Origin of the sequence: Devosia sp. RR2S18, from assembly GCF_030177755.1 — a bacterium.
In the GTDB taxonomy this organism is placed as follows: domain Bacteria; phylum Pseudomonadota; class Alphaproteobacteria; order Rhizobiales; family Devosiaceae; genus Devosia; species Devosia rhizosphaerae.
On the sequence record NZ_CP126539.1, the window covers coordinates 3,181,045 to 3,205,235 of the forward strand.

Annotated in this window: 25 protein-coding genes; 12 read left to right on the forward strand and 13 right to left on the reverse strand. The window is 63.4% G+C overall.

Annotation, left to right across the window (positions count from 1 at the left end; genetic code table 11):
- The first annotated feature begins 35 nt into the window (after window positions 1-35).
- Genes QOV41_RS15650 through cobM form a run of 8 tightly spaced genes read left to right on the forward strand, consistent with a single transcriptional unit; the run spans window position 36 to window position 7,123 of the window.
- Entirely contained in the window at window positions 36-1,067 is a 1,032-nt protein-coding gene (locus tag QOV41_RS15650) for a LacI family DNA-binding transcriptional regulator (RefSeq protein WP_284577730.1), read from the forward strand.
- Window positions 1,068-1,111: 44 nt separating this feature from the next.
- The gene (cobF, locus tag QOV41_RS15655) at window positions 1,112-1,843 is read left to right on the forward strand and encodes a precorrin-6A synthase (deacetylating) (protein ID WP_284577731.1); all 732 of its coding nucleotides are present in this window, start codon (window positions 1,112-1,114) and stop codon (window positions 1,841-1,843) included.
- 39 nt (window positions 1,844-1,882) lie between these two features.
- On the forward strand, window positions 1,883-3,052 hold the full coding sequence (locus QOV41_RS15660; RefSeq protein WP_284577732.1) for a precorrin-3B synthase: 1,170 nt from the start codon (window positions 1,883-1,885) through the stop codon (window positions 3,050-3,052).
- Window position 3,053: 1 nt separating this feature from the next.
- Window positions 3,054-3,686, forward strand: coding sequence for a precorrin-8X methylmutase (locus QOV41_RS15665; RefSeq protein WP_284577733.1), 633 nt, complete (start codon window positions 3,054-3,056; stop codon window positions 3,684-3,686).
- Window positions 3,683-4,408: a precorrin-2 C(20)-methyltransferase gene (locus QOV41_RS15670; protein WP_284577734.1), complete on the forward strand. Its 726-nt coding sequence runs from the start codon at window positions 3,683-3,685 to the stop codon at window positions 4,406-4,408. Before QOV41_RS15665 ends, QOV41_RS15670 begins: the two co-directional genes overlap by 4 nt.
- Window positions 4,405-5,166: a precorrin-3B C(17)-methyltransferase gene (locus tag QOV41_RS15675; RefSeq protein ID WP_284577735.1), complete on the forward strand. Its 762-nt coding sequence runs from the start codon at window positions 4,405-4,407 to the stop codon at window positions 5,164-5,166. Before QOV41_RS15670 ends, QOV41_RS15675 begins: the two co-directional genes overlap by 4 nt.
- Window positions 5,163-6,368 (forward strand): precorrin-6y C5,15-methyltransferase (decarboxylating) subunit CbiE, encoded by a 1,206-nt coding sequence (gene cbiE, locus QOV41_RS15680; RefSeq protein WP_415926723.1) that lies wholly within the window; start codon window positions 5,163-5,165, stop codon window positions 6,366-6,368. The genes QOV41_RS15675 and cbiE overlap by 4 nt, the downstream gene beginning before the upstream one ends.
- On the forward strand, window positions 6,365-7,123 hold the full coding sequence (gene cobM, locus QOV41_RS15685; protein WP_284577736.1) for a precorrin-4 C(11)-methyltransferase: 759 nt from the start codon (window positions 6,365-6,367) through the stop codon (window positions 7,121-7,123). Before cbiE ends, cobM begins: the two co-directional genes overlap by 4 nt.
- On the opposite strand, the gene QOV41_RS15690 is transcribed toward cobM, so the two are convergent.
- From QOV41_RS15690 to ugpB, 8 genes are all read right to left on the reverse strand, one after another.
- Complete coding sequence (locus tag QOV41_RS15690) at window positions 7,120-8,346, reverse strand: OpgC family protein (protein WP_284577737.1); 1,227 nt, start codon at window positions 8,344-8,346, stop codon at window positions 7,120-7,122. The genes cobM and QOV41_RS15690 overlap by 4 nt on opposite strands.
- The gene (gene mdoH / locus QOV41_RS15695; RefSeq protein ID WP_284577738.1) at window positions 8,333-10,087 is read right to left on the reverse strand and encodes a glucans biosynthesis glucosyltransferase MdoH; all 1,755 of its coding nucleotides are present in this window, start codon (window positions 10,085-10,087) and stop codon (window positions 8,333-8,335) included. The genes QOV41_RS15690 and mdoH overlap by 14 nt, the downstream gene beginning before the upstream one ends.
- 15 nt (window positions 10,088-10,102) lie before the next feature.
- A complete protein-coding gene (locus QOV41_RS15700; RefSeq protein ID WP_284577739.1) occupies window positions 10,103-10,240 on the reverse strand; it encodes a hypothetical protein in 138 nt (45 codons plus the stop codon).
- Window positions 10,230-11,777, reverse strand: a complete 1,548-nt coding sequence (locus QOV41_RS15705; protein ID WP_284577740.1) for an OpgD/OpgG family glucan biosynthesis protein — start codon at window positions 11,775-11,777, stop codon at window positions 10,230-10,232. Before QOV41_RS15705 ends, QOV41_RS15700 begins: the two co-directional genes overlap by 11 nt.
- 275 nt (window positions 11,778-12,052) lie before the next feature.
- Window positions 12,053-13,096, reverse strand: a complete 1,044-nt coding sequence (locus QOV41_RS15710) for a sn-glycerol-3-phosphate import ATP-binding protein UgpC (protein ID WP_284577741.1) — start codon at window positions 13,094-13,096, stop codon at window positions 12,053-12,055.
- A 4-nt stretch (window positions 13,097-13,100) separates the two neighbouring features.
- A complete protein-coding gene (ugpE, locus tag QOV41_RS15715) occupies window positions 13,101-13,949 on the reverse strand; it encodes a sn-glycerol-3-phosphate ABC transporter permease UgpE (protein WP_284577742.1) in 849 nt (282 codons plus the stop codon).
- A gap of 23 nt (window positions 13,950-13,972) precedes the next feature.
- Window positions 13,973-14,857 (reverse strand): sn-glycerol-3-phosphate ABC transporter permease UgpA, encoded by an 885-nt coding sequence (ugpA, locus tag QOV41_RS15720; protein WP_284577743.1) that lies wholly within the window; start codon window positions 14,855-14,857, stop codon window positions 13,973-13,975.
- Between the two features lie 108 nt (window positions 14,858-14,965).
- Window positions 14,966-16,282, reverse strand: coding sequence for a sn-glycerol-3-phosphate ABC transporter substrate-binding protein UgpB (gene ugpB, locus QOV41_RS15725; protein ID WP_284577744.1), 1,317 nt, complete (start codon window positions 16,280-16,282; stop codon window positions 14,966-14,968).
- Between the two features lie 232 nt (window positions 16,283-16,514).
- Between ugpB and QOV41_RS15730 the strand changes: the two genes are divergently transcribed.
- Window positions 16,515-17,840, forward strand: a complete 1,326-nt coding sequence (locus QOV41_RS15730; protein ID WP_284577745.1) for an erythromycin esterase family protein — start codon at window positions 16,515-16,517, stop codon at window positions 17,838-17,840.
- A 12-nt stretch (window positions 17,841-17,852) separates the two neighbouring features.
- On the opposite strand, the gene QOV41_RS15735 is transcribed toward QOV41_RS15730, so the two are convergent.
- From QOV41_RS15735 to QOV41_RS15745, 3 genes are all read right to left on the reverse strand, one after another.
- Window positions 17,853-18,503 (reverse strand): phosphoribosyltransferase, encoded by a 651-nt coding sequence (locus QOV41_RS15735; protein ID WP_284577746.1) that lies wholly within the window; start codon window positions 18,501-18,503, stop codon window positions 17,853-17,855.
- Between the two features lie 60 nt (window positions 18,504-18,563).
- Complete coding sequence (locus QOV41_RS15740; RefSeq protein WP_284577747.1) at window positions 18,564-18,791, reverse strand: hypothetical protein; 228 nt, start codon at window positions 18,789-18,791, stop codon at window positions 18,564-18,566.
- A 182-nt stretch (window positions 18,792-18,973) separates the two neighbouring features.
- Entirely contained in the window at window positions 18,974-20,212 is a 1,239-nt protein-coding gene (locus QOV41_RS15745) for a glycosyltransferase (protein WP_284577748.1), read from the reverse strand.
- Between the two features lie 117 nt (window positions 20,213-20,329).
- Between QOV41_RS15745 and QOV41_RS15750 the strand changes: the two genes are divergently transcribed.
- From QOV41_RS15750 to QOV41_RS15760, 3 genes are all read left to right on the forward strand, one after another.
- Window positions 20,330-21,640, forward strand: coding sequence for an MFS transporter (locus QOV41_RS15750; protein WP_284577749.1), 1,311 nt, complete (start codon window positions 20,330-20,332; stop codon window positions 21,638-21,640).
- A gap of 214 nt (window positions 21,641-21,854) precedes the next feature.
- Complete coding sequence (locus tag QOV41_RS15755; RefSeq protein WP_284577750.1) at window positions 21,855-22,061, forward strand: hypothetical protein; 207 nt, start codon at window positions 21,855-21,857, stop codon at window positions 22,059-22,061.
- Between the two features lie 12 nt (window positions 22,062-22,073).
- Window positions 22,074-22,259, forward strand: a complete 186-nt coding sequence (locus QOV41_RS15760; RefSeq protein ID WP_284577751.1) for a hypothetical protein — start codon at window positions 22,074-22,076, stop codon at window positions 22,257-22,259.
- 65 nt (window positions 22,260-22,324) lie between these two features.
- Here the strand turns inward: QOV41_RS15760 and QOV41_RS15765 are convergent, their stop codons facing one another.
- Both QOV41_RS15765 and QOV41_RS15770 read right to left on the reverse strand, forming a co-directional pair.
- Window positions 22,325-22,762, reverse strand: coding sequence for an FKBP-type peptidyl-prolyl cis-trans isomerase (locus QOV41_RS15765; RefSeq protein WP_284577752.1), 438 nt, complete (start codon window positions 22,760-22,762; stop codon window positions 22,325-22,327).
- Between the two features lie 147 nt (window positions 22,763-22,909).
- Window positions 22,910-24,118, reverse strand: coding sequence for a TIGR03862 family flavoprotein (locus QOV41_RS15770; protein ID WP_284577753.1), 1,209 nt, complete (start codon window positions 24,116-24,118; stop codon window positions 22,910-22,912).
- Window positions 24,119-24,191: the final 73 nt, after the last annotated feature.

Here is a 24,191-nt window from a genome sequence, read left to right on the forward strand (position 1 = left end):
CACCCGGGGGAGGATCGCGCGGGTCGGAGCGCCAAGTGCTGCAACGGAAACTGGCCACCATTGAAGATGTCGCGGCGCGGGCCGGCGTGTCCATCGCCACCGTCAGCCGCGCCATCAACGAGCCTACAAAGGTGGCGGCAGAAACCCGGCGGCGGGTGACCGAGGCGATCGCCCAGACCGGCTACACCACCAATGCCATGGCCCGCTCGCTGCGCATGCGGCGCAGTAACATGATCCTTATCCTTGCCCCCGATGTCGGCGACCCGAACTTCTCCAACATCCTGGTGGGGCTCGAGACAGAAGCAAGCAAGCGCGGCTATGGTGTGCTGATCGGCAATACGCAGAACGACCCCAGCCGAGAGACGGACTATCTGCGTTTCATCAGTTCCAACCAGGCAGACGGGCTCATCCTCTTTACCGGGCACCTACCCTATGGCTTTGGCCAGGAGGGCCCGCTGACACGGCTACCGCCTATGGTCGCCGTCAACGAGCCAGTTCCCGACAGCGACGTTCCCTTTGTGGGCGTGGACAATTTCGAAGGAGCGCGGATCGCCACCGAGCATCTGATCTCGCAGGGGCACCGCCGCATCGGTTTTATCGGCCGCTCCACGAGCAAGATGATCAACACGCTGCGCGAGCGCGGCTATCGCGCGGCGCTGGAGGGCGCCGGCATACCCATCGAGCCGCGGCTGATCCTGGATGGTGATGGCACGACGGAAAGCGGCCGCGCGGCAGCCGAGCATATGTTTGTGCGCGATGTGCTGCCCACCGCGTTTTTTTGCGTGAACGACGCGACAGCCCTGGGCGTGATCATCGCGCTCAATGCACGGCGCTATGATCTGCCGCGACAGTTTTCGGTGATGGGGTTTGACGACATCTCCTTTGCCAACTTTGTCTCCCCATCGCTCACCACCATGAAGCAGCCGCGCCTCAAGATGGGTGAGGAAGCGATGGAATTGCTGTTGGCGTTGTTGGAGGGCGAGGCGCCGCGGCAGAACGAGGTTCTGCTGCGGGCCGAACTCATCGTGCGCAATTCGGTGGCGCGGATTTCGAGCGATCGCCGCTGAGAGCGCTTGCCAGACGCTCCGGCCGGATGCAAAGCCTTCTCTTCATGAAGACCCTTCTCATCATCGGCATCGGAACGGGCAATCCCGAGCACGTCACCGTGCAGGCCATCAATGCCCTCAACCGGGCGGATGTGCTGTTTATTCCCGACAAGGGCGCCGGCAAGGGCGATCTGGCCGAGGTGCGGCGCGACATCATCGCGCGCTATGTCACCAATCCGGCGAGCCGCTCCATTCTGTATGATGTGCCTAGGCGCGATGCCGCAAATCCCGACTATGAGGGGGGCGTGGAAGAGTGGCACCGGGCGCTGGCGCAGCGCTTTTCCGGGCTGCTCAGGGAGGTGCCGGAGGACGGGGCTGGAGCGTTCCTGGTCTGGGGTGACCCGGGGCTTTATGATTCCACCATCCGCATTATCGAGCGCCTGCGGGAGACTGAGGCAATCGCGGTCGAGATTATCCCCGGCATCACAGCCATCCAGGCGCTGACGGCAGCGCATGGGATTGCGCTCAACCGCATCGGCATGCCGGTCCACATCACCACCGGCCGGCGGCTCGGGGATGTGGCGGAAGATAGCGTGGTTATGCTCGACGGGCAGACAGCGTTCATGGAAGCCGATGCGGATCTTGAAATCTTCTGGGGCGCCTATCTTGGCACCTTAGACGAAATTACCGTCAGCGGACGATTGGGCGATGTCCGTGACGAGATCGTCGCCACCCGCAAGGCCGCACGTGAGCGGCATGGCTGGATCATGGATACCTACCTCCTGCGTAAGCGCTGAGGCTTCTGTCCGGTGGCACAAGCGTGCTAAACCGGCGCCATGTCCTTGGCCCTGCCGATAGACCTGCCACGGCGCCGCGGCGCCTGCCCCTCGCTTGATGCCCCCATGCAGACCGGCGATGGTCTTTTGGCGCGCATTCGCGTGCGTGGGGCGCGGCTTACGCCGGGGCAGTTGGCCGAGATCGGTCAGTTAGCCATCGCGCATGGCAATGGCTTGGTGGAGATCAGCGCCAGAGGCAATCTGCAGGTTCGGGGGCTGAGCAAGGGCACTGCCCCCCTCTTTGCGGCAGCGGTGGAACAGACAGTCGCCATCGAACGCGGCCTCGTCGTCGAGACACCGCCTTTGGCGGGCGAGGACCCACAGGAGCAGGCAGATCCGCGTTCCTTAGCACAGCGTATTCGCGACGCTGCCCGGGAGCTGGAGGGTCGTTTAGGCCCCAAGGTCACTGTAATTGTGGATGGAGGCGGGCAGGTCCGTCTCGATGCCCTCAAGGCGGATATCCGACTTACCGCCAACGGGGGCAATGAGTGGCTGTTTGCGATTGGACGGGGTGAAGCGGAGAGCTGTTCTGCACAAGAGGCGGTGGCGAAGGCACTCGACGCGTTAAAGCAGATCGCGGCACGCGGGCCTGCGGCACGGGGAGCGGATTTAGTCTCAGGACCACCGCAACGCAGCGGCACAGTTGAACCTAACGTGGGCACCGTTGTACTCCGATCAGGGGCGGCGTTTGGGTTGACACTGCCATTCGGGGCCACGGACGGGAGAACACTGGTCGAGCTTGCGGGCGTGGCCGATGCGGCGCGTGTCGCTGCCTTCGTTCTCGCGCCGCATCACGGCTTAATCGCTATCGGTGGCGACGAGGCATTTGGAAGGGAAGCCGGTGCGCTGGGGTTCGTCACGCAAAGCTCTGACGCTCGCCTGCGGATCAGCGCCTGCATCGGCAGCCAAGGCTGCGCCTCAGGGCATATCCCCGCACGGCGGATCGCCAGTCAGTTGGCGGCCCACAACTTGCCGCGTTCGCCGCAGCACCTGCATGTGTCTGGCTGCGTCAAAGGCTGTGCTCACCCCCGCCCCATCGATTACACACTGGTCGGCACTGGCGATGGTTGTGGTCTTGTGGTCGGCGGCACGGCAGGCGATACACCGCGCATGTTGTTGCAAGAAGACCAGATCGAGTCTGCGCTCACGCAAGCCCTGCAGCAGGGGTGAGATGGTGCAGTACGACTATATTAAGGATGGCGATGCCATCTACCGGCAGTCTTTCGCCATCATCCGAGCGGAAGCCGATCTGTCGCGCTTTTCCGCCGACGAGGCGGAATTGGCGATACGGATGATCCACGCCGCGGGCATGGTCGAGGCAGCAGAGCATTTCGTTTTCGGCCCCGGCTTCGTCGCCACTGCGCGCGCCGCACTTGCAGCAGGCGCCCTCATATTCTGCGATGCTGAGATGGTGGCACGAGGCGTAACAGCAGCGCGCCTCCCGGCAAGCAACGAGGTGCTCTGCACACTGAGGGACCCGCAGACACCTGCCCTGGCTGGCGAGATCGGCAACACCCGCTCGGCCGCAGCGCTGCGGCTTTGGCTGCCACGGCTCGCAGGCGCCGTTGTCGCCATCGGCAATGCGCCAACCGCACTCTTCCACTTGCTCGAACTTCTCCGTGATGGGGCACCGAAACCAGCCGCGATCTTAGGCATGCCAGTTGGCTTCGTCGGTGCCGCTGAATCCAAGGATGCGCTGGCTGAGAATTCCTATGGGGTGCCCTTTGCCATCGTGCGGGGACGGCTTGGCGGCTCTGCCATGACGGCAGCTGCGCTCAATGCCTTGGCGAGGCCGGGCATATGATCGGCAAGCTCATCGGCGTCGGTACGGGCCCGGGCGACCCCGAACTCCTTACCCTCAAGGCCGCCCGCGCCATCGAGAACGCCGATGTCGTGGCGTTTTTCGCCAAGCAGGGCAATTCCAGCAATGCCAAAGCCATTGTTGCGGGGCTGATCCGGCCCGGCACCATCGAGGAGCCGCTTGGGTATCCGGTCACCACCGAGATCGACCGGCGCCATGCGGATTATAAGAGCGCCACAACCGCGTTTTACGAGGATGCCGCCCGTCGCGTCGCCAGCCATCTCGATGCTGGCCGCAATGTAGCCGTGCTCAGCGAAGGCGATCCGCTGTTCTACGGCAGCTACATGCATCTGCATGTGCGTCTGGCCCCACGCTATGACACCGAAGTCATCCCCGGGATCACGGCCATGTCGGGCTGCTGGTCGGCGGCGGGCCTGCCGCTGGTGCAGGGCGACGATATCCTCACGGTGCTGCCTGGGACGCTGGAGGAAACAGATCTCGCCGGGCGACTGGACGGCAGTGATGGCGCGGTGATCATGAAGGTGGGGCGCAACCTGCCCAAAATTAGGCGGGCATTGGCAGCATCCGGTCGGCTCGACGGCGCCATCTATGTCGAACGGGGGACCATGGCGAATGGGTATTCCATGCCCCTCGCCCGCAAGGCGGACGATATAGCACCCTATTTCGCCCTCGTGCTGGTACCGGGCTGGAGTACGAGGCCATGAGTGGGCAGCTGATCGTCGTCGGGACTGGCCCCGGCAATCCCGCGCAAACCACCCCGGAAGCCCTCTCGGCTATCGAGCGATCAAACGTCTTCTTTGGGTACGGCCCTTATCTGGATCGCCTCCAGTTGCGGCCAGACCAGCGGCGCGTCGCTTCCGATAACCGCGAAGAACTGGCGCGCGCCAAGGATGCGCTGATGACGGCCGCCTCGGGCGAGCAGGTCTGTGTTGTGTCGGGTGGCGATCCAGGCGTTTTCGCCATGGCGGCGGCGATTTGCGAAGCCATCGAGGATGGGCCGCCTGCCTGGCGTGAGCTGCACCTGGAAGTTGTGCCTGGGGTGACCGCGATGCTAGCCGTCGCTGCCCGCGCCGGAGCGCCGTTGGGACATGACTTTTGCGCGATTTCGCTCTCGGACAACCTCAAGCCTTGGCCGCTGATCGAACAGCGACTGCGGGCCGTGGCTGGCGCCGGATTGGTGATCGCGCTCTATAATCCCATCAGCAGGGCACGCCCTTGGCAGTTGGGAACCGCCTTCGCCATTCTGCGGGAGGTTCTGCCCTGGTCGACACCGGTGATCTTCGGTCGCGCCGCTGGCCGCCCCGATGAGGCAATCACGGTGGTCACTCTGGCCGAAGCTGACCCCAACCGGGCCGACATGGCCACCTGCGTTATCATTGGTTCTCCCGACACCCGGATCATCGAACGTCCAGGACAGGCACCGCTGGTTTATTCCCCACGCTCGGCTGGAGAGCGATTGTGAGTTGGCTCAGCATCGTCGGTATCGGCGAGGATGGGTTGGCGGGCATCGGGGAAGCGGCGCGCGCGGCCATCGCCGACGCCGAGATCGTCTTTGGTGGCGCCCGCCACCTTGAACTTGCGGCGCCCGCTATAACAGGCAAAACGCAAGTCTGGCTGTCGCCATTCTCAGGCTCCGTGGATGCCGTGCTGGCCAGCCGTGGCAAAAGTACCTGTGTCCTCGCGTCTGGGGACCCATTTATGTTTGGCGTTGGTGCCACACTGGTCCGACACATTGATGCGGCGCAGATGCGGGTGTTTCCGCATCCCTCCGCATTCAGCCTCGCTGCCAGCCGGCTGGGTTGGCCATTGCAGGACGTTGCCACCGTTTCGCTCCATGGGCGACCGCTCGACCTGATCCGGCCCCATCTTCAGCCGGGCGCCCGCATCCTGACCTTGACCTCTGATGAGCATGGCCCGGCGGCCTTGGCGCGCCTGCTTACCGAAGCCGGCTTCGGCATCTCCATAATCTCCGTGCTGGAGGCCCTGGGCGGCCCCCGCGAAAAAATCCGCAGCCAGGTTGCGGTGAACTTCGGGCTCGCCGACGTCGACCCGCTCAATGTCTGCGCCGTCAGCGTGGTCGCTCTGCCCGGCGCCCGCGTCCTGCAGCTTGCTCCCGGTCTCGATGACAGCCTCTTCGAGCATGACGGACAGATCACCAAGCGCGATATCCGCGCACTGACGCTATCTACCCTGGCGCCCCGCCATGGCGAATTACTATGGGATATCGGCGCTGGCTCAGGCTCGGTCGGCATTGAATGGATGCTGGCCGATTCAAGCCTCCGCACCATTGCCATCGAAGCCGATGCAGAGCGCGCCACACGAGTGGAGCGGAATGCCAAGGCACTCGGCGTGCCTGACCTCAAGGTGGTGCTCGGCTCTGCTCCCGACGCGCTGAGTGGGCTCGAACCTCCCCATGCAATTTTCATCGGCGGCGGCGGCAGCGACCCTGGCGTCCTCGATAGCGCACTTGCCGCCCTGCGGGCGGGCGGTAGGCTGGTCGCAAACGCGGTGACGCTGGAGATGGAAGCGATGCTCCTTGCACGCCATGCGGAGTTGGGCGGCAATCTCACCCGCATCGCCATCTCGCGGGCCGACGCGGTGGGGGGGATGACGGGGTGGCGACCGGCCATGCCGATCACCCAATGGAGCTGGAGCAAGCCATGACAGTGCACTTCATCGGCGCCGGCCCCGGAGCGGCGGATCTCATTACCGTACGCGGGCGTGACCTGCTCGCCCGCTGTCCCGTGTGCCTTTATGCCGGCTCGATCGTGCCGGCCGAAATGCTGGCCTGGTGCCCGCCGGATGCACAGCTGGTCGACACGGCGCCCCTGTCGCTCGACGAGATCGAAGCCGAGTACAAACGCGCGCATGGAGCGGGACAGGACGTGGCGCGCCTGCATTCGGGGGACCTCGCCATGTGGAGCGCGGTGGCCGAGCAAATGCGGCGGCTCGATAGGCTCGGTATTGCCTATACCGTGACGCCGGGCGTGCCGGCCTTCGCTGCCGCAGCAGCGGCACTGGGGCGCGAATTGACCATTCCGGCCACGGCGCAAAGCTTGGTGCTGACGCGTGTGGGTGGACGCGCCTCGCCCATGCCAGAAGGGGAGACGCTGCGCGGTTTCGGTGCCACCGGCGCGACGCTTGGCATTCACCTTGCCATTCATGCCCTGGACCGGGTCGTTGCCGAACTAACACCAATTTATGGCGCTGACTGCCCGGTGGCGATTGTCGCGCATGCATCCTGGCCGGAGGAGAAGATCATTCGGGGCACATTGGGCGATATCGAGGAGCGGTTCTCGGCCGATCCGGTGGAGCGGACAGCCATCATCTTTGTGGGCCAAAGCCTGGGTGCTGAGGACTTCCGCGAAAGCGCGCTTTATGATCCCGCCTATCAGCGCCGCTTCCGCGGCAGGGACTAAGCCAGCTGGGGCCGACTTGCCTGCTGCGTCTTGGTGAGCGCCCAGGCGAGCAGCCACAGCGCCACCAGGCCCGCCCCCAACAGCATTCCGTCGAAGAGCGGCTCGGGCTGCCGACCTTCCTTGATCGCCTGCAGCAACATGCTGAAGACGGTACCGGTGGCAAAGACCGGCAGGCCCTGTCGGCCCAGGAGACGTAACGGGGCCGCCAGAGCCGATCCCGCGGCCTGGCGGACGCCAGGCAAATAGGCGAGAAAGTAGAAGAGTGCCAAGGCGTGGAGCAGTCGCGGCAGGGCCAGGAAGCTCTTGTCGAACCAGGTGATGTAGAATGGCACTCCGAGCTTCGAGAGAGCCCCGAGGCCCTGCCGCCCCAGCTCGCCCAAGGGTGGTATCTTCATCCAGAGCAGCACGAACAAGAGAAAAGCGCCGGCGGCGACCCAGAGGCCGCGCGAGTAGGGAATGAAGCGGCTTCCCACCTTCATTGCGGCTCCCGAGAGCAGGCCGACGACGAAGAGTACCTGCCAAGCCAGCGGATTGAAGAACCAGCCACCCGATTGCGGAAAGTTGGGCAGGTTTAGGCGCCACTGCCCCGCCACCGCCCAGAGGAGCAGAGACAAGCTTAGCACCAGCCATGGGCGCTTGAGCCCGCCGATCATCAAGAGCGGCGTTGCCAGCAGCAGCATCATGTAGAGTGGCAGGATGTTGAGATAGCCGAGTTGGTAGCTGAGCAGGGGAAGGCCGACGATGGCACTGAGCGGCTGCTGAAACAGCGGCGCGATGTTGTTCTTACTCAGAAGCTCGGGCACGCCGAACCATTTTGCCGCCGCCGCGAAAATCGCAAGGCTCAGCAAGGTGATACTGATGTGGACGAAATAGAGCTGCCGGGCACGCGCCCAAACCTTGGCCGTAGCGGCCCAGAGATTGCCGCCCCGGAAGCGGTTCGAATACGCAAGCCCGGCCGCAAGACCGGACATGAAGACGAAAGCCTCCGCCGCATCCGAGAAGCCGAAATTTCGATTGGTGAAGGTCTCGTAGACCGTGCCTGGGACGTGGTTGATGAAGATCATCACGAGAGCCAGACCACGGAACATGTCGAGCCGCGGATCGCGCCCTGTGGGCACCCCGGTGGTGTCTTGACCAGCAGAGCTGGGCCAAATGGATCGCCGCCAGCCTGGGGGCTGGAGGCTTGTCGATGAACGGGGCACCGCGGCCTCAGGCAGCGACATGCTGGGCGGTCCTGGCTATTGGAACCGCGAAAGCAGTTTCTGGCTTGGTCCAGGCTTCGAGCACTGCGGCTTGGTCGCGCATGACCTTGGCAGGCGAAAGCTCGGCATCGCTGAGGAAAAACCACGGCAGGGCAGTCCGGCGCGGCGGGCGCGAACTGAACGAGATCAGGAGCGGCGCAAGCATTGCCGGCACTGCCGCGGGCGCCACCCAGAGCGTAACTGCGGGAGCCCACAGCATGGCCGCGGCCAGCACGAAAGCACCCAGCGCAACGATCCACCAGCTTGCCCGCAGGGCATCAGCGGGGCTGATCCAATTCTGACCTCTTTGGGTGGCTGGCCAGCCGCCATCGAGGCCCAGCAGCACCTGCAGCACGGCGCGCGTTTGCAGCATCAGCATCACGGGAGCAAGGACCGTCGAGAAGAGGATTTCGCCACAGACGGATAGGAGCGCCCGTGCTGAGCCACCGAAGCGCTGATTGCGGCCAGCCAAGCCCCGAAGCAGGATCATGAACTTGGGCACGATCAGCACGGCGGCAACAGCAGCGCCCAGTGTCCACATCGGCACGGGTGGCGTGTTGAATCCAAAGAACGCACGGGGATGGTCGGGAAAAATGGCCGCAAGCAGACTGGTGGCGAGCAACAGCAGCCAGAGCGGAGAGGCCATATAGGCCATGATACCCTGAAGGAAGGTGAAGCGGCTCCAGAATTTGAGACCGGGTGCACCCAACAGACGCCCATGTTGCAGATTGCCTTGGCACCAGCGGCGGTCGCGCTTGGCATATTCAATGAGGTTCTCTGGCCCCTCCTCGAAGGAGCCCCCCAGATGAGGGTCAACCAGCACCGTCCAACCGTTGCGCGAAAGCAGCGCCGCTTCCACGTAGTCATGGCTCAGGATGTGCCCGCCAAAAGGCGGCTTCCCTGAGAGCTCGGGCAATCCGCAACTGGCGGCAAAAGCACGAACGCGAACAATGGCGTTGTGCCCCCAGTAGGGCCCTTCGCGTCCCTGCATCAGGGCCGCGCCGCGTGCGAAGACTGGCGAAAGATAGGCCGAAGAAAACTGCATCATACGGCCAAAGAGCGTCTGCGCATGGATGATGCGGGGCACGGTCTGCAGCAGGCCGAGCTTGGCGTCGGCATCCATACGGCGGGCAAGCTCACCAATCGTCTCGGCTTCCATCAAGCTGTCGGCATCGAGGATTAACGCGTAGTCGTAGGCACCGCCGGAACGGGCGATGAAATCCTCGATATTGCCAGCCTTGCGACCCGTATTGCGCTCGCGGCGGCGGTAGAAAATGCGGCCTGCTGCCTGGGGCTCACGCAGCAGTTGCTCGAACCAGAGCACTTCCTGAGCGGCGACTTCGATTGAAGTCGTGTCCGAGAGGATGGCAAAATGGAAGCGGTCGGAGAAACCCAGCTCCACTAGGCCGCGGTTCATCGCCGCTATGCGGGCAAAGGTCTCCACCGGATCTTCATTGTAGATGGGCACGAGGATTACGGTCATGCCCACAGGCAGCGCAACTTTGGCTACCGGCACCCGTTCGGCGGCGAAGACACCAAGCACCGCGGCCGACGCCCCCCAGATCAGCCAAAAGCCGCTGATCAGCACCAGCACCCCGCGGACGAGGTCGAGGAAGGTCACGCCACCCTGCCCGGTATAGCGCATGAAGAGGTAACTACCGAGCAGGCCCACCACAAAAGCTGCGGCCAACATCAGAGTACGGAGAAGGATGGGCCGGGCCATGGTGATCGGAATTACCTAGCGAACCGCAAGAACCAGGAAGACGTCGCGCAGGGCGCCGAACAGGGAGCGCCGACGTTCCAGCTGCTGCTTGGGCATGGCCATCGGGGCATCCGGCAAGCCGTAGGCGAAAGGAAATTGCCCATCATGCTTCATTTGCGGGCCTCCATTGGTAGAGCCAAGTTTCGGTAAGTTGCCGGCCGTCGCCCACCAGGTAGGCGCGCAGCTCGAGCGGGGTTGTCCCGTCGGATTCTACGTCGAAAACCAGGCGCCAAGCGCCATTGGCGTCAACACGTGAGAGAGCAGTATGCTGGGCTACACCACCGGACACTGTCGCAACGACGTCGATCTGCATACCCGCGGGCCAGTCGGCCAGCTCCCCTCCGACGAAGTCCACCACAAATTTCCGCAGGCTTGCAGCATTCTCAACGCCGGATACTCCGCCCTGCCCGGCACGCGTCTCGGCGACATAGGCGAGATTGGAGTTGCTCCACGGGTCGAGATTGCCCCAGATCAACCGATAGGCATATTCGCGCGACTGGCCGGCCAGCACCGGCTCGGACGGCACGAAAAAGGCGACGATGTTGTCGTCGGCTTCGAGCTTTGCGGGGATTTCGATTAGCCGCACCGTGCCCTGCCCCCAGGATCCGACAGGTTCAACCCGCAGCGAGGGGCGGCGCTCGTAATGGGCGCCCGCATCCTGATAGGTTTCGAAATTGCGTCCGCGCTGATAGAGGCCGAAGGCACGCGGATTATTCTCCCATAAATAGGAGTTACCGAGATCAGCGGAATTGTTGAGCGCCCGCCACATGACCTCGCCGTTCTCCCGCTCGACAAGCAAGCCATTGCTGTCGTGCACCTGCGGCCGATAATCGTCGAAACTGGTTCGGTTCGCTTCGGCGAACAGGAACATAGAGGTAAGCGGCGCAACGCCGATTTCCTGGACATCGCTGCGGAAGAACAGGCGCGCTGTGACGTCCATTGTCGTTTCCTGCACAGTGTCGGAGGCAGGCGTGATGACAAAGCGATAGGCGCCAGTGACGCTGGGGCTTTCAAGCGCGGCATAGATCGTGAGCGGCCCATCGCCCATCGGCTTTTCGAGATAGAACTCGGAAAAGCGCGGGAATTCCTCAGGCACATCAACCCAGGAATTAAGCACGAGGCCGCGTGCGCTCAGCCCGTAGATGTTATCGCGGCCAAGGGCGCGGAAATAGCTCGCACCCAGGAAGGAGACCAGCTCGTCCCAGGCTCCGGCGCGATTGAGCGGATGGTTGACGCGGAAGCCAGCGACACCTGAGAATTCGCCGAGCGCGGCGGCTGCCTGCTTCACCTCGCTGTCATGATACTCGAAATCTCCCGCCGTGAACTCGATCGGGCTGGCCTGCCCCTCTTCGATTTCGAAGAGCTTGATCGGCTCGGGGTAGAGCCAGCCCATGTGGAAGGCCTGGATGCGATAGCCGTTGTCCTCGGCTAGCCACTTGCTCTGCTCGGCGCGGTATTGGATCAGCCGATAGCTGTCGTAGTCGAGCCCCGCAAAGGCGGAGGGCAGCCTGAACTCGAGCGGCGCATGCGGCACCGCAGCCAAGTCCTGCATGCGGGCGCTGAAGCTCTCAAAGTCGAACGGGGAAGCTTTCCCGTTCTCGTCCTGCGCCAAGGCGGCGCTTGTATGCGACGTGGTTGTGAGCAAAGCCAAAGCCGCGGTCCCGAGAAGGACGGTCCGGCGGCTGCAACGGGGGGTAGAACCAGGGTTCAAGAAGGGCTATCCGGCGTAGGGTTGTTCTCTGCTCTTTCGGCAAAGTCACGAACGCCGGATAGGTGGAAAAGTTGATGCATGGAGGCCATGCACCAAACGCGCAGCTCACGCGTGTGTGAATGTCTAAGTTACTGAGCTTTCTTTGCTTCTCCGGAAGCGCTTTGCCGGTGCTTCGCAGCTCGCCGAGGCATCCGTGGGTGCAATGTGCCCTGCCCCTACTCCACTCGTTTTCCCGATTGGCTGTTGAAGGGGTGGATGGCTGAGAGTGGGATGTGGCAGGTGATGGTTTGGGCTTCGGAGACGGTGGCGCGGCCGTGGGTAACCAGGATCAGCGGTTCGGCGAGGGGGTCGAGACGCACATAGAGGTGGCTTTCCCCGCCCACCGGCTCGATCAGTTCAACCACGCCGGTGAGGGTGATGCCTTCGCCCGGACCCAGACGCAGGGCGTCGGGGCGGATGCCGATGATGTCGGCGCCTTGGGGTAGCTGGTCGGGCAGCGTGCCGGCGGCGGCGCGAAGCTGATCGAGGGGGATGAGGTTCATGGGTGGCGAGCCGATGAACCCCGCGACGAAGAGCGAGGCGGGCCGCTCATAGAGGTCCATGGGCTTGCCCTCCTGCTCGATGCGGCCGGCATGCATCACCACCAGCCGATCGGCCAGGGTCATGGCCTCGAGCTGGTCGTGGGTCACATAGACGCTGGTGGTGCCCAGCGAGCGCTGGAGCCGGCGGATCTCGATGCGCATCTGCCCGCGCAGCTTGGCGTCGAGATTGGAGAGCGGCTCGTCGAACAGGAAGGCCTTGGGCTGGCGCACGATGGCGCGGCCCATGGCGACGCGCTGGCGCTGCCCCCCCGAGAGCTGGCGCGGCTTGCGGTCGAGGAAGGGCGTGATCTCGAGGATGCGGGCCGCTTCACTGACGCGGGCGTCGATCTCGGGTCGTGGCGTGCCGCGGTTCTTGAGCCCGTATTCCAGGTTCTGCCGCACGCTCATATGGGGATACAGCGCATAGTTCTGGAACACCATGGCGATGTCGCGCTCGGCAGGTTCCTTGTCGTTGACCACCGCATCGTCGATGGCGATGGTGCCCTCGGTCACCGTTTCGAGCCCGGCGATCATGCGCAGCAGCGTGGACTTGCCGCAGCCCGAAGGGCCCACCAGCACCACCAGTTCGCCATCGAGGATGTTGAGGTCGAGCCCGTGCACCACCTGGGCGCCACCGGGATAGGTCTTTTTGACCCCGGACAGGGTGATCGTGGCCATGGGGTTATTTCTCCGTTTCGACCAGGCCTTTAACGAAGAGGCGCTGCATGAAGATGACAATAAGGACGGGGGGCAGCATGGCCAGCATCACGGCGGCCATGACCAGGTGCCATTGCGGCTCGGCATCGGCCGTGGCGGCCAGCCGCTTGATGCCCATGACCACCGTGTAATAGCGGCTGTCGGTGGTCACCAGCAGGGGCCAGAGATATTGCACCCAGCCATAGATGAACAGGATCACGAACAGTGCCGCGATATTGGTGCGGCTGAGCGGCAGCAGGATATCGCGGAAGAACTTCATGGGCCCCGCCCCGTCCACCCGCGCTGCTTCCATCAGCTCATCGGGGATGGTGAGGAAAAACTGACGGAAGAGGAACGTGGCCGTCGCCGAGGCGATCAGCGGCAGGGTCAGCCCCAGATAGGAGTTGAGCAGGCCCAGATTGGCGACCACTGCAAAGGTGGGGATGATGCGCACCTCGACCGGCAGCATCAGGGTGATGAAGATGATCCAGAAGGCCAGAAGGCGGAACGGGAACTTGAAGAAGACGATGGCATAGGCCGACAGCAGCGAGATGATGATCTTGCCCACCGCGATGATCACCGCAATGATCAGCGAGTTGGTGAGCATGATCCATAGCGGTGGCGCGCCGGCCGTGGAGATGCCCACGGTCAGCATGCGGCCGTAGTTTTCCAGCAGGTGCGGACCCGGCAGGAGCGGCACCAGCCCGCGGAAGAAGTCGCCGCTGGTGTGGGTGGAGGCGACAAAGGCCAGATAGACCGGGAAGGCGACGACAAGGACGCCGGCCAGCAGCACCAGATGGGTGAGCAGCGTCAGCCAGGGGCGGTTTTCGACCATGATGTTTTGTTTCCCTCTGGTCCCTAGTACTGCACGCGCCGCTCGACATAGCGGAACTGCACCACCGTCAGGGCGATGACGATCAGCATCAGCACCACCGACTGGGCTGCCGAGGAGCCGATGTTGAGCCCCAAAAAGCCGTCGGCATAGACCTTGTAGACCAGGATGTTGGTGGCCTGCCCCGGGCCGCCCGAGGTGGTCGCATCGATGATGCCGAAGGTGTCGAACATGGCGTAGTTGATGTTGACGATCAAAAGGAAGAAGGAGGTGGGTGACAGGAGCGGGAAGATGATGGTCCAGAACCGCTTCATGGGCCCCGCGCCATCGATGGCCGCCGCCTCGCTCAGCGATTGGGGCACCGATTGCAGCCCCGCCACGAAGAACAGGAAGTTGTAGGAGATCTGCTTCCAGCTCGCCGCAATGATGACCAGGAGCATGGCCTGCTCGCCATTGACGCGATGGTTCCAGCCAATGCCCAGCCCCCGCAGCAGATAGGGGGCGATGCCGATGGTGGGGTTGAACATGAACCACCATAAAATGCCCACCACCACCGGGGCCACTGCATAGGGCCAGACCAGCAGCGTGGTATAGATCCGATTGGTGCGCAGCACGCGGTTGACCGCCACCGCCAGCACCAGCGACAGGCTCATCGAGAACAGCGTTACCGAGATGGCGAACACCCCCGTGACCCAGAGCGCGTTGACGTAACCGGGGTCGGCAAACAGGCGCTGGTAGTTCTCGAACCAGATAAAGGTGGTGCGGAAGCCAAAGGGGTCCTCGCGCTCAAAGCTCGACTTCACCGCCTGGGCCGCCGGCCAGATAAAAAACACCAGCGTGACCGCCAGCTGCGGGGCCAGCAGCAGATAGGGCAAGAGCTTGTTGGGGAAGATGGTGCGCTTGGCCTGCATGGGCACTCCGGCGGCAATAGGCTGCTATCGAAGGGGGCCTGGCACGGCTGCGCCAGGCCCCTTGGAGATTGGGTGGCTGAGCCGCCAGGGCGGCTCAGCGGCAGCGGCTTAGCTGTTGGCGGCTTCGAAGTCGCGCAGGATCTGGTTGCCACGCTCGACAGCCGCGTCCAGGGCTTCCTGGGCGGTCTTGTTGCCGGCCAGGAGAGCTTCGAACTCTTCGTCGATAACGGTGCGCACCTGGGTCAGATTGCCAAAGCGGATGCCCTTGGAGTTGGCCGACGGCTCACCCCGGGTGATCTGCTCAATGGCCACTTCCGAACCGGGGTTCTCGCCGTAATAGCCCTGCTCCTGGCCCAGCTCATAGGCGGCATTGGTGATCGGCAGGTAGCCGGTCGCCTGGTGCCACTCGGCCTGCACTTCGGGGCTCGAGAGATAGGTGAAGAACTGGGCAACGCCGTCATAGACCGCCTCGTCCTTGCCGTTCAGCACCCACAGGGTCGCCCCGCCGATGATCGAGTTCTTGGGCTCTGCAATCGCATCGTCGTAATAGGGCAGCGGGGCAAAGCCGACCTCGAAATCGGTGGCGTTGGCGATGACGCCGGCGCGCGAAGCCGAGGAGTTCATGTACATGGCGCATTCGCCCGCATAGAACTTCGGCGGCGCATCGGCACCACCCACCGGACCGCCATACTGGAACAGGCCTTCGTCAGCCCAGGCCTTGAGGTTCTCCCAGTGCTGGGTCTGCACCTCGCCATTGAAGGTGAACTCGGTGCCCAGGCCACCAAAGCCGTTCTCGAGCGTGCCATAGGGCTGGTCGTGAATGGCCGAGAGGTTCTCCAGCTGCACCCAGCTTACCCAACCGGTGGTGAAGCCGCAGGGGGCAGCACCCGCCTCCATGATGGTGCGGCTCATCTCCTCGAGCTCGGCCCAGGTCCGGGGCGGGGTCTCGGGGTCAAGCCCGGCAGCCTCGAACACGTCCTTGTTGTAGTACATGATCGGGGTCGAGGAGTTGAACGGCATCGAGAGGATGTTGCCCTCGGTGTCCGAATAATAGCCGGTCACCGGCTCGAGGAACGCCGACGGATCCCAGGGCTGATCATTGTCGGTCATCAGCTGGTAGACCGGGTACACGGCTCCTTCGGCGGCCATCATGGTGCCGGTGCCCACTTCGAAGACCTGCACGATGGCAGGCTGCTCATTGGCACGGAAGGCGGCAATCGCCGCGGTCAAGGTCTCGGCGTAGCCGCCCTTGTAGGTCGGCACCACAACAAACTCGTCCTGGCTCTCGTTGAAGCCCTGCGCAATCGCCTCAAGCTTCTGACCCAACTCGGCATCCATCGCATGCCACCAGCTGATCTCAGTTTGCGCAAAGGCGGTGGTCGACGTCAGGGCAATGGTAAGTGCGGCAAGGGATAGGCGAACCATGGTTCTCTCCTGCATGACAAAAAAGTATCAGCAGGAAACTGCTGCCCCCGCTGGCTCGTCTCAGTGCGAGCGCCGCGTGCCTAACAATGGTGCTTTACGGTTGGGTGACAAAGCCGTGACGGTTCTGTGACACCCAACAGCTATCGCGGCCATTGCCGGATTGATCCTAGGACAGGACCCGGAGCTAGCCTCGAGGGTCAGCGTTTGCTCGTTAGGAGAAAGGAGTGCCACCATGACCGATCTCATCCCCAGTCCCGACGCCACCATCGACGTCGCCCGCGAGATCCGACATGCGGCAGTGCCGCTGCCCGATCCCCGCCACGCACTGGAGTTCGGGCCCTTTTTCGATGAGCTGGCCGACGCCAAGATCGTTCTCTTGGGCGAGGCGAGCCATGGCACATCCGAGTTCTACTGCGCGCGGGCCGCGATTACCCGGTCGCTTATCGAGCATCACGGCTTCAACATCGTGGCGGTCGAGGCGGACTGGCCCGATGCCAACCGCATCGACCGCTATGTCCGGCATCGGGCCGGCGGCCGGGATGACGAGCAATCCTTTGCCCGTTTCCCCAACTGGATGTGGCGCAACGAGGAGGTTGCCGGGTTTGTCGAATGGCTGCGGGCCCACAATGAAGCCAAGGCGCCGGCAACACGCGCCGAGTTTCGGGGCCTCGATGTCTATTCCCTGCGTGGTTCCATCGGCGAGGTGCTCGACTACCTCGATCGTGTCGATCCCGAGCAAGCGCATCGGGCTCGCCGCCGCTATGGCTGCCTTACCCCCTGGCAGGGGGAGCCGGCGTACTATGGCCGTGCGGTCATCACTGGCGAGAAAGACCCGTGCGAAGCGGCTGTCGTTCAGCAGTTGAGCGATCTCCTCAGCCGGCAGATGGACTATGTAGGCCGAGATGGCGAGGACTTCTTCGATGCCGCGCAGAATGCCCGCATTGTCCGCTCGGCCGAACAATATTATCGCATCATGTATAGCGGCTCCAATGACAGCTGGAACCTGCGCGACCGGCACATGTTCGATACGCTGGAAGCCCTGCTTGCCCATCGCGGACCCGATGCCAAGGCAGTTGTCTGGGCCCACAACTCCCATATCGGGGACGCGTCAGCCACCGAAATGGGGTGGAGCGGCCAGTTCAACATCGGCGAACTCTGCAAAACGGCATATCGCGAGCAGGCGATCACCATTGGCTTTGGCACCGATCACGGCGAGGTGGCCGCTGCAGATGATTGGGACGAACCCATGCAGGTCAAGACCGTGCTCCCCTCCCGCCCAGACTCCTACGAACGCATCTTCCGCCATGTCGGGGTGCCCAGGGCGCTCATGGATCTGCGGCACGACGGAGTAGTGCGTGCCGCTCTAGCTGAGCCGCGGCTGGAGCGGGCGATCGGGGTCATCTACCGCCCCGATACGGAGCGCCAAAGCCATTACTTCAAAGCCGTGCTGCCCGAGCAGTTCGATACCTATGTGTGGTTCGAGGAGACTCATGCGGTGACGCCCCTCCCCATCGCACGTCCGCATGGCGTGCCAGAGACATATCCTTTTTGCGTGTAGACGCCTTACGGTCTACGAGTCGCCGGCACGCGCGAGCAGATCGATTACCTCCGCATCGCTCACCTGCGAGAAATCTCGGTAGTGCTGCCCCACAGCCGCGAAGTCGTGAACGCTCAGCAGACACACAACCTCGTTGCACAGAGGCGCCAAACGGTTGAGCGACGAAGAAGCGGCCACCGGCACGGCCAGCACGACGCGTTGCGGCTCCATTTCGCCGAGCACTCGCAGCGCCGCCTCGACGGTGCTACCGGTAGCAATGCCATCATCGACCAGGATTATGGTGCGGCCCAACACGTCGGTTGGCGCGCGACTGCCGCGGTAATGAAGGCGGCGGCGCTCCAGCTCGGCAGTTTCAGTGGCGATGATGCGGTCGAGATCGGCTCGGCTGGGCCGGAAGACGGCGAGCGCCGCATCATTGAACACGGCTCGAGGTGGGCTGGTGCCGGCAATTGCACCAACGGCGTATTCCGGCTGCCCCGGTGCGCCCAACTTGCGAACGAAGAGCAGGTCGAGGCTCGAGCCGAGTGCCTGTGCCACTTCGAACCCCACCGGCACGCCGCCGCGCGGCAATGCCAACACGAGGGGCGCATCCAAATGCAAGCCGGCGCAGGCCTGAGCCAGCTTTCGCCCTGCATCTTGTCGATCTTCGAAAATCTGCGCCATGGCCATCCCTCCGGTTCAGGAGGAAACGCAAGGGCGGCGGCTGATGTTCACGGAAATGGGCTAGCTGCGCTCAGCCGCATAGAGAAGAACACTCTGAGGGGTAAAATCCTCCCGCAGAAACCAGACCTTGGCGCGCAACTGCTTGCCGTGCAGCGCCAGCTTCTCCCGCAAAGCCACCTCACCCGCCTTGACGGGGCAGCTTGCTTTTACCTGGATGCACTCGGAGAGTTCAATGGCGCCTTCGGCCGGCTTGCACGCTTGCACGCTATAGTAACCGGAATCGCTCAATCGTATGGTCCCATACTGCCGTGGTGCCCAGAATTCGGCACATCCGTTAACAAATGGTTTCCGCCGACGCTGCGGACCCCCTTCACCGCTAGGGCGAAAACAAGGCACGCGACAGATAACGTCCCAAAACGGGATAAGCAAGGGCGCCGTTCCGTATGTCGGCTATGCAGGGTTAACGGGGCTCAAGCCCTTGCAGCGCAACGCTGTTCAATGAAGTTCACGGCCGTCGCCACCCCGTCTTCCGAGCTGATCAGGGCGCCCAGTTCAACTGCGCGGGCCTGTATAGTCGAATCCTTGAGGCACCTGATGGTGTTGATCAGATCCACCGGGGTGAGCGTCTTCCGATCGAGCCGCGCCGGTCCCGCACCAAGCGCAGCAACGCGCCGAGCCCAGAAGGGCTGGTCACCGAAAAACGGGCAGACGGCGGTCGGCAGGCCGGCCCGCAGCGACGCGCCGGTTGTACCCGCGCCACCATGATGGATGGTTGCTGCCATCAGAGGAAAGAGCCGGTCATGTGGCGCAGTGCCGAGAACATGGATGTGCGGGGCGCCGGCCGCTGCCGCCAGTGCCCCGCCCCCAGTTGCGAGAATACCCCTGCTGCCGGTCCCCGCCAGTACTTCGACGACTAGGCGGGTGAGGCGCTCGTCGCCTCCCGGCATGCTGCCAAAGCCGACATAGATGGGCGGCGCGCCAGCGGCAAGGAAATGCGCCAACTCGGCGGGTGGCTGCCACTCCGGTGCATCGCGGAACCAGTAGCCGCTAACCAGGACGTCCGGGGTCCATTCAAGAGGCACGGGCACTACATGGCGGCTATAGGCATAGATCGTCGCTGTCGGTTTCCACCCGCCCGACCGGGCAGATAGTCCGAGAGCCTCCTGCCGCCACTTCCGGATCAGCTTGCCAAAGAGCATCCCCGCGCCATGAATGGAGAGAAGATGGCTCGCCCGGTTGAGCGGCCCCAGATCGGCAAAGGGTACAACCGGGCTCGGGAAGGCTGATGTGGGGGTAAAGCCTGGCAGAGGTGAGGCGAGAAAAGCTGGCACGGCGAGCCGCTCCGCCATCGATGGCGCGGCAACGGATTTGGGATGATAAATCATTGCATCGGGCTCAAACGCAGCCGCAGCGGTCCATTCCTGCTCCAGCACCCGCCCCATCAGCGGCCGCACCTTGCGCAAGAGCTTGAGGCCTGCGGCTAAGCCGAGTCCCTGTCCCAGAGCCTTTTCGCCTTCTGGTGTCTTGAGCAGTCCGAGAAACTCAGCCGGCAACGGCACGAACCCGATCTCATTGCCTTCAAACATGGGCGCGAACTGGGCCGGAGCGGCCACCTGAACATTGTGCCCGCGCCGGGCCAGGCCCTCGGCAAGCGCCAGGTAAGGCTGCACGTCGCCTCGCGTGCCAAGGGTATGAATGGAAAGGCGCATGGGGGAGCTTGCCCTCTGCTGGTTGCGCCGAACTCTAGCACAGTCTTCTGAGCTTGCCTTCTTCCAGCCGCTCCCGCTTCATGCCGCCACTGAGATTCTTCTGTCGGGAGCTGGCCCATGAGACACACTGTGGAAAGCGTACTCAGCCGCGCAGGCACTGGTCCATTCCAGCGCCGGCTGCTGGGCGTCTTCGGACTGGTCTGGGCGGCCGACGCCATGCAGGTGTTGGCTGTGGGCTTCACCGCCGCCTCTATTGCGGCAAGCTTCGGGCTCTCGGTGCCCGAAGCTTTGCAGACCGGGACGCTCTTCTTTCTCGGCATGCTGATCGGCGCAAGCCTCTTCGGGCGGCTGGCCGACCGTTTCGGCCGACGCAATGTGCTCATCATCACCGTTGCCGGCGATGCCATTTTCGGGCTGCTCTCGGTGTTCGCACCCAATTTCGCGGTGTTGCTGGCGCTGCGGTTCCTCACCGGGCTTGCAGTGGGTGGCACCTTGCCAGTCGATTATGCGCTGATGGCCGAATTCCTCCCCGCGCGCAACCGCGGCCGCTGGCTCGTCATGCTCGAGGGCTTTTGGGCCATCGGAACCGTGGTCATTGCGATGGCCGCGTGGATTGCCAGTCTCACCGTTGAGACCGATGCCTGGCGCTGGATATTCCTTGTCACGGGGCTGCCGGCCCTCGTTGGCATCTGGCTGCGTCTGTGGGTGCCCGAATCCCCACTTTATCTTCTGAAGACCGGGCGGCGGGACGAGGCACGGGCCGTTCTCGACAAGGTGCTCCGGACCAATGGCAAGGCGCCGCTCGCCGCTGGAGATAGCATCGCGATGGCTCCTCCAGCTGGTGGAACCGGCATCTTCTCACCAGAGCTGCGGCGGCGCACCCTCTTTATCCTCCTTGTCTGGTTTCTTGTTTCCATCTCCTACTACGGCGTCTTTACCTGGATGCCGGCGCGGCTGGCTGCCGAAGGCTTTGGGTATGTGCGCGGATATGGGTTCCTGGTCTTGGTTGCGCTGGCGCAGATCCCTGGCTATGCGCTGGCCGCGTGGGGTGTGGAAGCTGTCGGCCGTAAGCCGACACTCATCGGCTTTCTGCTCCTCAGCGCTGCCGGTTGCCTGCTGTTCGTAGTGGCTGGCGACGCCTACCTCATTGGCGGATCGATCCTGCTGATGAGCTTTGCCCTTCTAGGCACCTGGGGCGCCCTTTATGCCTTCACTCCTGAACTCTATCCTACCGTCTCGCGAGCGACGGGCACGGGTGCAGCCGGGTCCATGGCCCGCTTAGGCGGCCTACTCGCGCCATCGGCTTTGGCACTGGTGGTGACGCAGAGTTTCACGGCAGCGGTCGCACTTTTCGCCGCCCTCCTTTTGCTGGGCGCTGGAGCAGCTGTGCTGGTCGATGCCGAAACAAGGCAGCAGGAGCTGCGCTAACCAAGGCGAGATAGAAAGTCACCGGCAAGGGTGGAGCGAGAGTGGAGCCGTTGTATTCGTTGCCGTTTTAGAGATGCGTCCGGACTAGCTGACAACGCGCTGACAGCCAAAAGCTGTTATAAATCATCGTTCACAAACAAGAGCTTACCGGCAACCTTCCCCAACCCGCCGCGTTTCTTTCGCAACACTGGTCGTAACCAGCAGGAAAAGTGCAGTGCGGAACGAAACGGATCAGGTCAGACCAGCTCGGGCGAAAGTGACGATTGTCGATGACAACGCGTCAGTGGGCCCTCTGGCATTCATCACCACCCTAGTGCTGATGTTTGCGCTACTGGCGCTGATGCTGCCCGGCGGCATCCCTGGCCTCACAGCCTTGGACCTTGCCGGACCTCAGGTCCTCTCGTTCACCGCCGCCAAGTGACAGGAGAAGAAGGTGTCCTTACCTCGCTCGTTTTATCGTCGTCGGCAGCGGAGCAGGCTGCTGAAAGCCGCCGTGGTCGTTACCGCTGCAGCCATTCTGTTTACCCCGTCGGCAGATGACCTCAACCTCGACGGCATTGGCGCAATCGCATCGGCCATTCCGCTCGTGACCACCGTCCAGGCAGAAGACGCAGTCTAGCGCCTCGCCTGCTGAGAGGTAGAGCCTTTTCGGAGCGCCCCGGGGCGCTCCGATTGTTTTTAGCCTCAAGCGGCTTCGACGATATCGAGCAGTTCGACGTCGAAAACCAGGTCCTGTCCAGCAAGCGGATGATTGGCATCGACTTTGACGCTCTCGTCATCCACGGCAACCACGGTAATCGGCAGCATGCCACCGTCGGCAGTGCGCGCCTGGAGCTTGGTACCGACCTGCACGTCGATGCCTGTAGGAACGGCGGACTTGTCGAAGGTCTGCACGGCTTCGGGGCGGTGCGGCCCATAGGCGGCCTCGCTCGGGATGGTGACGGTGCTCTTGCTGCCCGGCTCCATGCCTTCGACATGGTCTTCGAGCCCACGGATCACCTGCCCCTGCCCGAGGGTAAACTCCAGGGGCTGACGACCCACGGAGCTATCAAACTCGGTTCCGTCGGTGAGGCGTCCGGAATAGTTGATGCGGACGGTATCGCCGTTCTTGGCCTTGGTCATGTTGAGATCTTTCGGGTTGGTAGCCCGACCAGACGGTCTTTGGGCCCAATTCAAGTCAGTTGCACGCCCGATCACGTGCAACGGCGTATCCCTAACGTAAGGGCTTGGTCCCGGATGTAAACCGCCTAGGGTGAAAAAGGCCCCTTCTTAGCCTCTGGCAGCGAGGAAACGGTCGATGCCCTCGGCCGCCGCCCGCCCGGTCGCCATGCAAGCGGTGAGCAGATATCCACCGGTCGGCGCCTCCCAGTCCAACATCTCGCCTGCCGCGAACAGGCCGGGAATGGCGCTGAGCATAGAGTTGTTGTCGATGCTACTAAGCTTGATGCCACCTGCGGAGGAAATCGCCTCCGCAAGGGGGCGTGTCTGCAATAGCGTGAGCGGCAGGGCCTTGAGCTGTGCGGCCAGCGCCGGAGGCGCCAGACCGGCAGCTTCAGGCACACATTCGCGCACCAGCGCCGCCTTGATCCCGTTCAGGCCGGCGCCCTTGCGCAGCCTGTTACCGAAGCTTGCCTTGGGCGGTTGTCGCTCGAGATCCGCTGCAAGCCGCTCGTGGCTTCGCTGCGGCACGAGGTCCAGCGTGAGCGTGGCTAGGCCTTCTGCCGCAATTTGATCGCGAAGGGCTGCGGAATGGGCATAGACGAGACTTCCCTCTACGCCCCAGCGCGTGACGACGAACTCGCCCCCAAGCGCTCCGGCACTGCTCGTCGCCGTGACGTTCTTGACCGGCTCTCCACCAAAGCGCTCCACCAGAAAGGGGCTCCACTCGGTCTCGAAACCGCAATTTGCGGGCAGGAACGGCGCCACCGCGACGCCCCGCTCGGTCAGCCAAGGCGCCCACTGCCCATCCGACCCCAAGCGCGGCCAACTGGCACCGCCCAGCGCCAGCAAGATCGCGTCGAAGCGCAATAATTTTTGTCCTGCGGGCGTCGTGAAAACCAGGTCGTCTCCCGAAAAACCCTGCCACCGGTGGCGCGTACGAATGACGACGCCTTGCTTTTCAAGCCGCGCCAGCCATGCCCGCAGGAGCGGCGAGCCTTTCATGCTGGTGGGAAAGACCCGGCCTGAGGACCCTACGAAGGTCTCGATACCCAGCCCCGCGCACCAGTCTCTGATGTCAGCCGCCGTGAAGCCATCGAGCGCGACTCGCAGCCGCTCTCCTGCCGCGCCATAGCGGCCGAGTAGCACCTCGTGCGGTTCGCTATGCGTGATGTTAAGGCCGGACTTGCCAGCCATCAAGAATTTGCGCCCAACTGTCGGCATCGCTTCGAGCACCGTGACGGCATGGCCGCGGGCGGACAGCACTTCCGCCGCCATTAGCCCTGCCGGCCCGCCGCCGATGATTCCGATGTGCGCCATAAGGCCTCCGCCCGTTGCGGCTCCTCGTGGCACCTGATGCCCCGCTTGTCGAGAGGCAGGCAGCGTTGGCGCC

Excerpts from the sequence above, each read along its gene's own strand:
- cobF (WP_284577731.1), top strand. The coding sequence starts at position 1,112 with ATGAAGACCCTTCTCATCATCGGCATCGGAACGGGCAATCCCGAGCAC.
- QOV41_RS15750 (WP_284577749.1), top strand. The coding sequence starts at position 20,330 with ATGAGACACACTGTGGAAAGCGTACTCAGCCGCGCAGGCACTGGTCCA.
- ugpA (WP_284577743.1), bottom strand. The coding sequence starts at position 14,857 with ATGCAGGCCAAGCGCACCATCTTCCCCAACAAGCTCTTGCCCTATCTG.
- QOV41_RS15690 (WP_284577737.1), bottom strand. The coding sequence starts at position 8,346 with ATGTCGCTGCCTGAGGCCGCGGTGCCCCGTTCATCGACAAGCCTCCAG.
- QOV41_RS15675 (WP_284577735.1), top strand. The coding sequence starts at position 4,405 with ATGAGTGGGCAGCTGATCGTCGTCGGGACTGGCCCCGGCAATCCCGCG.
- QOV41_RS15735 (WP_284577746.1), bottom strand. The coding sequence starts at position 18,503 with ATGGCGCAGATTTTCGAAGATCGACAAGATGCAGGGCGAAAGCTGGCT.
- ugpE (WP_284577742.1), bottom strand. The coding sequence starts at position 13,949 with ATGGTCGAAAACCGCCCCTGGCTGACGCTGCTCACCCATCTGGTGCTG.
- QOV41_RS15745 (WP_284577748.1), bottom strand. The coding sequence starts at position 20,212 with ATGCGCCTTTCCATTCATACCCTTGGCACGCGAGGCGACGTGCAGCCT.
- ugpB (WP_284577744.1), bottom strand. The coding sequence starts at position 16,282 with ATGGTTCGCCTATCCCTTGCCGCACTTACCATTGCCCTGACGTCGACC.
- QOV41_RS15660 (WP_284577732.1), top strand. The coding sequence starts at position 1,883 with ATGTCCTTGGCCCTGCCGATAGACCTGCCACGGCGCCGCGGCGCCTGC.
- QOV41_RS15710 (WP_284577741.1), bottom strand. The coding sequence starts at position 13,096 with ATGGCCACGATCACCCTGTCCGGGGTCAAAAAGACCTATCCCGGTGGC.
- QOV41_RS15670 (WP_284577734.1), top strand. The coding sequence starts at position 3,683 with ATGATCGGCAAGCTCATCGGCGTCGGTACGGGCCCGGGCGACCCCGAA.
- QOV41_RS15665 (WP_284577733.1), top strand. The coding sequence starts at position 3,054 with ATGGTGCAGTACGACTATATTAAGGATGGCGATGCCATCTACCGGCAG.
- QOV41_RS15730 (WP_284577745.1), top strand. The coding sequence starts at position 16,515 with ATGACCGATCTCATCCCCAGTCCCGACGCCACCATCGACGTCGCCCGC.
- QOV41_RS15700 (WP_284577739.1), bottom strand. The coding sequence starts at position 10,240 with ATGAAGCATGATGGGCAATTTCCTTTCGCCTACGGCTTGCCGGATGCC.
- mdoH (WP_284577738.1), bottom strand. The coding sequence starts at position 10,087 with ATGGCCCGGCCCATCCTTCTCCGTACTCTGATGTTGGCCGCAGCTTTT.
- cobM (WP_284577736.1), top strand. The coding sequence starts at position 6,365 with ATGACAGTGCACTTCATCGGCGCCGGCCCCGGAGCGGCGGATCTCATT.
- QOV41_RS15765 (WP_284577752.1), bottom strand. The coding sequence starts at position 22,762 with ATGACCAAGGCCAAGAACGGCGATACCGTCCGCATCAACTATTCCGGA.
- QOV41_RS15770 (WP_284577753.1), bottom strand. The coding sequence starts at position 24,118 with ATGGCGCACATCGGAATCATCGGCGGCGGGCCGGCAGGGCTAATGGCG.